This window comes from Sandarakinorhabdus sp. (assembly GCF_031430775.1).
GTDB lineage: Bacteria > Pseudomonadota > Alphaproteobacteria > Sphingomonadales > Sphingomonadaceae > Sandarakinorhabdus.
Map to the genome: position 1 here is coordinate 1 of NZ_JANPCD010000107.1, position 10,177 is coordinate 10,177.

At 66.7% G+C, this 10,177-nt stretch carries 9 protein-coding genes and 1 pseudogene; 4 read left to right on the forward strand and 6 right to left on the reverse strand.

Annotation, left to right across the window (positions count from 1 at the left end; translation table 11 throughout):
• The 4 genes and pseudogenes from RMQ73_RS06535 to RMQ73_RS06550 all read right to left on the reverse strand — a co-directional run.
• A pseudogene (locus RMQ73_RS06535) lies at window positions 1-963 on the reverse strand (heparinase); the annotation flags it as partial.
• Window positions 964-966: 3 nt separating this feature from the next.
• Window positions 967-1,626, reverse strand: a complete 660-nt coding sequence (gene rpe, locus RMQ73_RS06540) for a ribulose-phosphate 3-epimerase (protein WP_310497282.1) — start codon at window positions 1,624-1,626, stop codon at window positions 967-969.
• 41 nt (window positions 1,627-1,667) lie between these two features.
• Entirely contained in the window at window positions 1,668-2,894 is a 1,227-nt protein-coding gene (locus RMQ73_RS06545) for a TlpA disulfide reductase family protein (protein ID WP_310497283.1), read from the reverse strand.
• A 113-nt stretch (window positions 2,895-3,007) separates the two neighbouring features.
• Window positions 3,008-3,553, reverse strand: a complete 546-nt coding sequence (locus tag RMQ73_RS06550) for a DnaJ domain-containing protein (RefSeq protein ID WP_310497284.1) — start codon at window positions 3,551-3,553, stop codon at window positions 3,008-3,010.
• A 124-nt stretch (window positions 3,554-3,677) separates the two neighbouring features.
• On the opposite strand from RMQ73_RS06550, the gene RMQ73_RS06555 reads away from it, so the two are divergent.
• The gene (locus tag RMQ73_RS06555) at window positions 3,678-4,919 is read left to right on the forward strand and encodes an MFS transporter (RefSeq protein ID WP_310497286.1); all 1,242 of its coding nucleotides are present in this window, start codon (window positions 3,678-3,680) and stop codon (window positions 4,917-4,919) included.
• Window positions 4,920-5,041: 122 nt separating this feature from the next.
• The gene (locus tag RMQ73_RS06560) at window positions 5,042-5,806 is read left to right on the forward strand and encodes a PEPxxWA-CTERM sorting domain-containing protein (protein WP_310497288.1); all 765 of its coding nucleotides are present in this window, start codon (window positions 5,042-5,044) and stop codon (window positions 5,804-5,806) included.
• Window positions 5,807-5,926: 120 nt separating this feature from the next.
• Here RMQ73_RS06560 and RMQ73_RS06565 read toward each other — a convergent pair whose 3' ends face one another.
• The gene (locus tag RMQ73_RS06565; RefSeq protein WP_310497289.1) at window positions 5,927-6,970 is read right to left on the reverse strand and encodes an SO2930 family diheme c-type cytochrome; all 1,044 of its coding nucleotides are present in this window, start codon (window positions 6,968-6,970) and stop codon (window positions 5,927-5,929) included.
• The gene (locus tag RMQ73_RS06570; protein WP_310497290.1) at window positions 6,967-8,214 is read right to left on the reverse strand and encodes a parallel beta-helix domain-containing protein; all 1,248 of its coding nucleotides are present in this window, start codon (window positions 8,212-8,214) and stop codon (window positions 6,967-6,969) included. Before RMQ73_RS06570 ends, RMQ73_RS06565 begins: the two co-directional genes overlap by 4 nt.
• 150 nt (window positions 8,215-8,364) lie before the next feature.
• Between RMQ73_RS06570 and RMQ73_RS06575 the strand changes: the two genes are divergently transcribed.
• Together RMQ73_RS06575 and RMQ73_RS06580 are read left to right on the forward strand one after the other, a co-directional pair.
• Window positions 8,365-9,093, forward strand: coding sequence for an ABC transporter ATP-binding protein (locus tag RMQ73_RS06575; RefSeq protein ID WP_310497291.1), 729 nt, complete (start codon window positions 8,365-8,367; stop codon window positions 9,091-9,093).
• The coding region (locus RMQ73_RS06580) for a hypothetical protein (RefSeq protein WP_409049842.1) at window positions 9,090-10,177 on the forward strand (1,088 nt) is incomplete at its 3' end. The genes RMQ73_RS06575 and RMQ73_RS06580, both read left to right, overlap by 4 nt.

Here is a 10,177-nt window from a genome sequence, read left to right on the forward strand (position 1 = left end):
CGGCCCGATCGCGGCGCCGCCGTGCCACGCGCCGACATGACCATCGCCCAACGCGAGGCCGCGCAGTGACGGCACCGCCCGCGCCAGCGTGTCGGCAAACAGCGGCGGCGCGCGCCGGCCAAGCGCCTCGGGAGCGGCGGCGGCAAACATCAGCACTTCGGCGAGCATCAAGGCATCAAGCGGCGCGCGGCTGACCATGCCGCCATCGGGCAACACCAGCTTGGCCATCAGCGTGTCCAGTGCCGCCTGCGCCACCCGCTCGCGCGATTCGCCGCCCGGAATCAACACGCCGGCCGCATAAAGCCCGGCCAGCGCCCAAGCCTTTGGCAGGCCATCGGTCATGCGTAGCGCCGCCCTGTCGAGATGCCTCGCCCATGTCGCAAGCGCCGACAGAACAGCCGAGCGATAGACCTGGTCCGATGACGACAGGATCAGCGGCGCATGGCCCAGCGCGAACAACAGCCGTCGCCCGGTTATATCGCCGCGCCACGCCTGGGGGTGGAAATCGGCAAAGTCGGCAAGCCAGCGCCTGACCAATGGTTCCGCGTGCTGCGCGCGGCTGCGATAGTCGCCCGGCAGCACCGCCAGATCACGCAGCCAGGCCCAGCTGTTGGCCCATTGCGACCAGTCCGCCGGCAGCGACGGCGCGGCAAAAGACAAATCGCGCGTCATCACCGTCTGGCCGCCATGGACCAGCCGACCGGCGCTGATGCGTTCGGCGATCTGTTCGTCGCCGGCGATCGGATCGACCGGCACGCCAAGCAGCTTCAGCGGAAAACGCCCTCGCAGGCGCAGGCGGTGCAGTGGCGATTGGTAGACCGACTGCGAGACGCGCGCGGCCACGCGTTCGGACAGCGACGGCCCACGATCGCCGCCGACGCGCAGCAGCGTGCCTTCTTCGGAGAGGTCCTCCGGCGCCGGATCACCCTGCGGTTTTGCCTGAGGTTTCCACTGCCGCGCCATGCCTCAGCCCCGCAAGGCCGCGATATTGGCGGCATAGTTCTCGGCGCCGCCGCGAAAGGTCGCGGTACCGGCCACCAGCACATCGGCGCCGGCAGCAATGGCGCGAGGCGCGGTCAACCGATCGATACCGCCATCGACTTCGAGGTCGATGGCCCGGCCGGTCTTGTCGATCATCTTGCGGATTGCCTCGATCTTGCGCAGCTGGCTGTCGATGAAGCTTTGCCCGCCGAAGCCCGGATTGACGCTCATGACCAGGATCAGGTCAAGATCGTCGATGATATAGTCGAGCATCTTGGCCGGCGTTCCGGGGTTGAGCGACACGCCCGCCTTTTTGCCCAGCGCCTTGATGCGCTGCACCGTGCGATGGATGTGCGGCCCTGATTCGGGATGCACGGTCAGGATATCGGCGCCGGCCTCGGCAAAGGCATCAAGATAGGGGTCGGCCGGCGAAATCATCAGATGCACATCCAGCGGCAGATGCGTGTGCGGGCGGATCGCCTTGACCACCATTGGCCCGATGGTGATGTTGGGCACGAAATGCCCATCCATGACATCGACATGGACATAGTCGCAGCCGGCAGCCGTGATGGCGCGCACTTCCTCGCCGAGACGGGCGAAATCCGCCGAAAGGATCGACGGGGCGATGCGAACTGGAGCCTGCATGCCGCGGCCTTAGCAGGGCATGCAGGCGCCGGGTAGGGGTGTTACGCGCGCTGCTTCAAAAGCCGCGACACCGTCTCGTCGAACTCGCGCTTGGCCTTGACGTTGAGAGCGCCGGTCGCCGGTCCCGACCAGCCAACATGCACTTCCTTGACCAGCCCGTCGCGGCCGATGAAGATCGTGGAGGGATAGACTTTGACGGGGCCGAGCGCGCCCAGCACCTTGATCGTGTCTTCGGGCACCGGCTGGCCACCATACACCATCGGATAGGGCAGTTTGTAGCGGGACTTGAAGCTGGCCATCTGGCGGAAGGCGCGGGCCTGGTCGGTGCCATATTCGAATTGCAGGCCGATCATTTCCAGCCCTTCGGCGCGGCGGCGGCTGGCATAAGGGCCAAGATACATGGCCTCGTCATGGCAATTGGGGCACCAGGCGCCGCCGATCGAGATCACCACGACCTTGCCCTTGTAGCGGGCGTCCGACAGGCTGACGAAACCGCCGGTGCCATCGGGCAGGCGAAAGGACAGCCGCTCGCCGCCGGGTTTTTCCACCGCAACGGCGGCCATGTCGGCGTTTTTCTCGCGCCGGGCCGTCCAGGCGGTGCCGGCGGGACGCGAGGTCGCGGCAAACTGCGCGCCCCTCAAGGCGCCGCCGTCCAGCGTTGCCGTCCACAAATTGGTGAAGCTGCCATCAAAGGTGGAAAGGCGCAGCTGCTTGCCGGACAGCTCGCCCGACAGATAGCGCATGTCGCCCGACGGCAGTTGCACGCTGCCCGACACCAGGCTGCCGACCTGTTTGAGATTGGCGATGCCGCGCACCTTGCCGTCGCCATATTCCACCACCCAGCGGCCGGAGACATTGCCGGCTGCTGATGCCGGCTGCGGCGAGAACCGCCAGTTGCCCCGCACGCCGGTTGCCGGCAGCGTCACGGTACCGACACTGCGCAGCACCGTGGCGGCGCCCGTCAGCCGGTCATCGCTGCCGTGCGTCAACACCAGGCGGCTGTTGTAGCTGGGAAAGGTGAGCGTGACCGTCTCGCCGGCAACGCTGACCTGTTCGGCGCGCACCCGTTCGGGCGCATTGACCAGCACGGCGACCGGGCCGGTCTTGCCGGCGCGCAGTTCCAGCGTGAACGGCACCGGCCCGCCGGGATGCTGATCAAAACTGACCCGCCAGACGCCGTAAGGCCCGGCAGGCGCCGCCACCGCAATAGCGGCGCCAAGCCCGATGGCCAACAGCGCCGTCAACCGTGCGGCGAGCCGAAAAATCATGTTTGAGCTGATTGTCATGACACCCCCCTGCCAAGCCCTGAACCGGCCTGCCAGCCAGCGTTTCTTTGGTCAGGGCAAAATTCGCTTTGCCCTGACTTGCTTTGTCCTGCGGCTCAGCCGCTTGTCTTGATCTTGATCGCTTCGCGCATGGCGTCGGCCTCGCTCAGCACCGCCCAGGCCGCCTGCACGGCGCGGAACCGGTCGGCGGCTTCGGTGCCAGGCCCCGCCACATCCGGGTGGCTGGCCTTGGCGGCGGCGCGCCAGGCGGCCTTGATCATTGTCATGTCGGCATCGGTATCCAGCTCCAGAGCCTTCAGCGCGTCCAGTTCGGCGCGGCTGCGGCTGCCATCGCCTTCGCCGCCCCATTGCCAGTGGCTGGCGCGCTGGTACTTGGTCTGGCGCTGTTCATCGGCTTCGCGGCTGGCGGCTTCTTCGGGTGTCAGATTGGCGAAGTAATCCCAGCCGGCATTGTACTGCGCGGCATGGCCTTCGCAGAAATACCAGCGTTCGGGGCGATTGGGCGCCTTGGGCGCCGGCCGGTCGCCGACATTGGTGCAGCCGTCGCGGTCGCAAATCTTCACCTGCGCCGCCGCCGTGCCGCTGCCGTAGGGACGCCAGCGCGGAAATCCCCAATCATCGGTGCGGCGTGAACGTGGCAAATCAAGAACCCGTTATTGCTGATATCCGCCGCAGATTCGGCACAAGCACGAAACATAGGCCAACGCCGCACCGCCCGCCAGTGCGGCTGGACGGGGGCGACGCTTTGCCCGAAGAAGGCGGCACATGTTCGCGCTTTTGGCTTCCCGCCGTTTCGGCCCCTTGTTCGTCACCCAGTTCCTGGGGGCCTTCAACGACAATCTGTTCAAGACGGCTTTCATCTTCCTGGTGGCCTATAGCCTCGCTGCCGGCGATCCGGCCCGCGCCGCCACCATGGCGACGGTGGCGGCCGGCGTGTTCATCCTGCCGTTTTTCCTGTTTTCCGGCCCGGCCGGCGAGTTGTCGGACAATCGCGACAAGGCGATGATCGCCCGGGGCGTCAAGGTCGCCGAAATCGCCTTCATGCTGCTTGGCGCAGTCGCAATGGCGCTGGAATCAGAGTGGCTGGCGCTGGCCGTCATCTTCCTCATGGGCGTGCACTCCACGGTGTTCGGGCCGATGAAATATGCCATCCTGCCCCAGCATCTGGCGCCGCATGAACTGATTCAGGGCACCGGGCTGGTCGAAGGCGCGACCTTTGTGGCGATATTGCTTGGGCAGATTGCCGGTGGGCTGCTGCCCGCGAGTATCGCCGGCCCGGTGGCGATTGCTGTTGCGCTTGCCGGATGGCTGGCGGCGCGCTTCATCCCGGCGGCCCCGCCCCAAGTCCCCGGCCTGCCCATCGACTGGAACCCGCTGCGTGCCGGCCGCCGCGCGCTGGGCGAAGCGTTGTCGAACCGCGAGCTGGCCATTGCCACCTTGTGCGTGTCGTGGTTCTGGGCGCTGGGGGCCGTTTACACCAGCCAGTTCGTGCCGCTGGCGCGCAACGACATGGGCGGCACCGAAGGCGTGGCGACTCTGTTTCTCGCGGCGTTTTCCATTGGCATCGCGGCGGGCTCGGCGCTGACCAGCCGCCTGACCGGCGGGCGTGTCAGCACCAGATTGTGCATCTGGACCGGTCTGGCCATGGCGGTGGCCGGGGTGGACATGGTTTTTGCGCAAGCTGCGCTCGGGAGCGCCCCCAAGGATGTCGCGGCATTCCTGGCGATGCCGGCCGGCTGGCGCGTGCTGGCGGATTTCCTGGGGCTTGCCATTGCCGGGGGCATTTTCTCGGTGCCGCTTTATGGTGTTCTCCAGACTGCGACCAATCCCGGCAGCCGTTCACGCGCCATAGCCGCGAACAATATCGTCAACGCCTTTTTCCAGGTCGGCGCCGTGCTGGCGATTGGCGCTGCCATTTCGGCTGGTGGCAGCATTCCGGTCGTGCTTGCCGCTGCTGGCTGCACCGTGGTCCTGCTGGTGCCTTTGCTGCGACGGTTGCCGCGCTGACACAATTCAGTCAGCAGAAAACGCTGGCAATATAGTTGGTTAACGAACGTTTGTTTCCATTTACAAATGGTAATGTGGCGGCTAGGACGCTGTGCAACCCAACAGCCCGAGGCTCCAGTCACATGTTTCGCAACGTCGTTTTCGCCATGGCCGCAGCAGCGGCAATTTCGGCTCCCGCCTCGGCGGTGACCGCCCTGTCCTTCGCGTTCGGCAGTGGGGTCGCCGCGACGACCAATGTCGCATCGCTGGCCCGAACGACTGGCGGCCTGACGCTGACCGCCACGGCGCGCCAGTTCACGGCATTCCCGGCATCCCTGACCAGCCTGTCGCAGACGACGGCAACCGGCCAGATCCAGCGTTCGCTGTCCGGCATCGGTATCAACGGCGGCGCCTCGAACCCGCAGATGGACACCAATTTTCCGGGCGCGCGCGAAGCGATCCTGATCAGCGGCAGCAGCGATTTCTCGCTGCGCGGTCTCCGCCTGTCGTTCATCGACAATGACGACACGCTGCAGGTCTATGGCGTTCGTGCCGACGGCAGCCTGGTCAATCTTGGCTATCCGGGCGTGGTCCGCCGCGGCTTGACGGGCGGCAATGCCGGCCTGTCGCTGCTGGCCGGGCAAGCCACGGGCACGGATTTCAACGCCGGCCTCAACGGCGGCACCCAGTCCCTGACGCTGGTCAATCCGACCACCTATTTCACCCGTTACCTGTTCACCAGCCGCGAACGCGGCGATGCGGCCTATCTGGGCACGCTCGGGCAGGGCTATCGCCTCGATTCGCTGACGGTCGGCGTGCCTGAGCCGGCAAGCTGGGCGATGCTGATCGCCGGTTTTGGCCTGGTCGGTGCTGCCAAGCGTCGCCGCCGGATCACTGCTGCGGCCTGAACCACCCGCGCCATGGTCACAAAGGCGCCGCCCGGCAGGACCAGGCGGCGCCTTTTTGCGTCAGGTCCCCAGGATTCAGGCCCCCAGGATTCAGGCCTTCAGGTTTCAGGCCTTCAGGTTTCAGGGCGCTGGCGCGCGGGGCATGGCTGCGATCCAGGCGCGAACCAGCGCAACACCCTCGGCATGGGCCATGCTGCGGCCGAACTGCGGCATCATCACGCCGGGTTCACTGGATTCCATGCGGTGCACCAGGATCGATGCGTCCGGATCCCCGGGCACAATCGCAAAGGTGCGGCCGCCGGAACCGCGTCCGGCGGCTACCGGGCGCTTCCACAGGCCGAGATGGGCCGGCACCGCCTCGTCATGGCGCAGGTACAGCCCGGAATTGGAGGCAAAGCCGGCCCGGTCATGGCAATGGCCGCAGTTGACATCGAGATAGGCGCGCGCCCGTTCCGCCAGCGGTTCCGAAGGGTCGTCCCAGCGGGCAAGGCGCGGCAAATTTGCCGGCAGATTCGCCGGCAGGCCCTGCAAGCGCCCGGATGCTGCCCATTGCAGCAGCTGGTTGCCGTCATGACCGCGCAGCGCACCGTTGAGGTTGCCAGCCGTTGGCCCGATCGGCGTCACCTGGTCGCCGGCAAGGTGGCATTGCTTGCACTGGTTTTCGTTCGGCACGGCATAGTCGATCTGGCGCCCGGCACCTGCAGAATCGACAAAGGCAACCGCCACCCGCTGCCCGGCGCGTTTCAGAACGGCATCGCTGCCCTGCCAGACATAGGAAACCGGCACCCAGCCCGATGCCTTGCGGATGAGCAGCCGGGTCTCGATAACTCGCATGTTCTTTGCGGGCTGCCGGAAATCAGCGGGAAATGCGAACGTCTTGATAAGTGCGGTGCCGACCGGAAATTCGAGCACGCCGGAAGCGCTGTAGCGCGCCGATGTGCCAGGTGGCATCCAGACGGCACGCGCTTTTTCGGCCATGTCGCTGAACAGCGGCGTGTTCAGCGTGTATGGCTGCACGCCGGCTATGGGGCGACCTGCGGCGTCGTAAAGACGATAGGCGGACAGCCGTGCCGCCGGCGCGTCCGCCATCAGCGCGGCCTGGTTGACGGTTGGTGCCGCGCCCAGCAGCAGGAACACCAGCGGCAGTGCGGCAATACGTCTCACCTGGCGCGCGCCTCCTGCGCGGCCGGCAGCACGATGGCCGGCGGCTCCAGCGGCAGCCCGGTGCCGGGCGGCATCATGGCTGGCTGCGCCGCACTGGCCGGTGTGCCCTGGGTGACGAGGCCCAGCGACAGCCAGCCGGTGTCGGCCACGATGATGCGGCCGTCAGCCTCGCGCACGGCGCCGCTGCCTGGCACCGCATAGCGGGTGATGCCGTCCCACATCACCGGCGGCAGCGTGCCGCCGACGGCCCGGGCGATCTGGGCGCCGCCGGCAAAGGCAGGCCGTGTGCCATTGCCGGCATAGACATTGCCGCCAACCGCGACGCCTCGCGGCAAGGGATTGTATGCGGTATCGGTGAAGGCCTGGGTGTAGGACACGATCATCACCGCATTGCCGTTGTTGCCGGTGATATCGTTGCCGCGCACATGCACATCGCGGTTGGCCATGACCATGATGCCGGTGCCGCTCGGCACGCCGGCGACGATATTGCCCGGCGCTGCAAAATTGGCATGGTTGTTGGCCGTCACCCGGTTGCCGCGAATGCGCACCCCGTGCCCGCCCTGCTGCGGCAGGTCGGGCAGGTCGAACACCAGGATGCCGCCGGCATTGTTGGTTGCGACATTGTCGATGACGTCGGCGTCATAGCTGTTCTCGATCTCGATGCCGGCGACGTTCATTTCGGCCCGGCTGCGCCGCACGATGATGTTGCGGGACTGGCCGACGTAGATGCCGGCGTCCGATGCGCCCTTGACCGTCACCTGTTCGATCAGGACATTCTTCGAGCTGACCGGATAGACGCCATAGGCGCCGTTGGTCGCCTTTGGCCCGCCAGTCCATTCGACGCGCAGATTGACAAAGCTGATGCCGTCCGAGCCCTTGGACTTGATGCCATTGCCCTTGGCGTTCTCGACGGCAAGATCGCGGATCACGACATCGTTCGAGGTGACCAGCAGCCCTTCGCCTTCGCCCTTCTGGCCGGTGAAATCCAGGATGGTCTTGTCCGGCCCGGCGCCCTTGACGGTCACGCCCGCCACATCGAGCGACAGACCATCGGCAAGCGCATAGCGGCCGGCCGCCAACACGACCGTGTCACCGGCCTTGGCCTCGATCAGGGCAGTCTGGATCCTTTCATGGGCGTCGCTGCCGGGCTTGACCTTGATGTTGCGCGCAGCAGCAGGTGCAGCCAGCAGCACAAGCGCCGCGACGATGGTTGATGCCGATTTCGATGCTGGATGCCGTGCCATGGTGCTGGCCCCTTATGGATTGCCGCCTGTTGATTGCCGCCTGTGAATTGCTGGGCAACTTTCGGTCCGATTGCTGCCAAGCTCAAGCGATTTCACTGGTTAACAGGCCTTTATCGCTTTGCCGCAAAGGCTTTGCTAGCTTGGCCCGCGATGACACCGAACGCCCTCGAGATCCGCGGCCTGTCCAAGGCCTTTGTCCAGCCTGCCGTCGATGGTCTTGACCTGACGGTTCGTGCCGGCGAGCTTTATGCGCTGCTTGGCCCCAATGGCGCCGGCAAGACGACGACGCTGCGCATGGTCACCGGCCTGCTGGCGCCAGACGCCGGCCAGATTCGCGTCTTTGGCGTCGATGCGCTGGCCCAGCCGCTGGCCGCCAAGCAGCTTGTCGCCTGGATGCCCGACGAGCCACTGCTGTATGACAAGCTGACGCCGCTGGAATATCTCGGCTTTGTCGCCGGGCTTTGGGGTGTCGAGCCGGCGCTGGCCGCGGCGCGGGCTGAAACCCTGCTGGCGGCGCTGGGCCTGTGGGAACAGCGCGACATCCGCTGCGAGGGTTTTTCGCGCGGCATGAAGCAAAAGGCCGCGCTGGCCGGCGCGCTCATCCATGAACCGCGATTGCTCATTCTGGACGAACCGCTCACGGGCCTGGACGCAGCCGCCGCGCGAGACGTCAAGAACCTGCTGATGGACCGGGTGCGAGCCGGCGCGACCGTGATTCTCACCACCCATATCCTCGAAGTCGCCGAACGGCTGGCGACACGTATCGGCATCATCCGTGCCGGGCGCCTTGTTGCAGAAGGGACCATGGCGGAACTCGCGGTCGGCCGCGCCGTGGGCACGACGCTTGAGGATGTGTTCCTCGATCTGGCGGCGGCATGAGCCTGGCGCCCGCCATGGATGCGGCGGCTGCGCCTGCTGGCCGGGGGGCGTCCCGAAGTGCGGCCTTGCGTGCGGCCCTGCGCACCGCGCTGATGCCGCCGGGCAGTCTCACCTGGCTGGTGGCCCATGATGTTCGGCTGAAAGTCAGGGGGCGGCAATCGGGGCTGGCGCGGTTGATCGGCGTGCTTGTGCTCGGTCTGTTGCCGCTGGGCGGCGGGGTTGCGGCTGCTGTGCTGCTGATGGCGGAGCCGGATGTACCCAGCCGCGCCCTTGGCTCGCTCGGCGCCGTCACGGTCGCGCTTGTTCTCGTGATGCTGTCCTCCGCCTTTGCCCATGTGCTGCGCGCCCTGCGCGACCGGGGCGAGCTTGAATTGCTGTTGTCGGCGCCTGTGCCGCCGTCCCGGGTGCTGGCGGCGCGCGCGCTGGGCATTGCCTCGGTGGTGGCGCTGCCCTTTCTCATCCTTGTCACGCCCTTTTGCGTTGTCGCGGCGCTGACGGGCCATCCCGGCTGGCTGGGCGGCATGGCGGTGGTGCTGATCATGGCGGCTATCGCCACAAGCGCGGCATTTCTGCTCGCCGATGGCCTGGAACGATTGCTTGGACCCGCACGCGCGCGGGTGTTTGCCCAGGTGGCCGGAGTCATGTTGGGCGCCAGCGTCTTTGCGCTGGGTCAGGCGCCCAACTTTGCCCCCGACTGGTTCTCGGCCCAGATGGATGCGCTGCGGGCGGTGCCCCCGTCGCCGTTCGATTGGCCGGGACGCGCCATATTGGGGGCGCCGCTGCCCTTGCTGGCGCTGGCGGCGCTTGGCGTGCTGCTGTCCGTTCTGGCGGCAAGGGTCGCGGCGCGCGGCCTGATCCACGCTCCGGTCATTGCTGCACCCGGCAAGGCGCAGCAGCGCCGCGCAGCACACAGTTTTCGGGCCGGCGTGCCGCGTGCCCTTGTCACCAAGGAATTGCGACTTATCGCCCGCGATCCTGAACTGATCTCGCAGATCGGCCAGCAGATGGTGTTCCTGGTCCCGGTGCTGGCGGTGATCTTCACGGGCGGCGAAATCACTGGCGCGCGCATGGCCGCAGCCGCCGG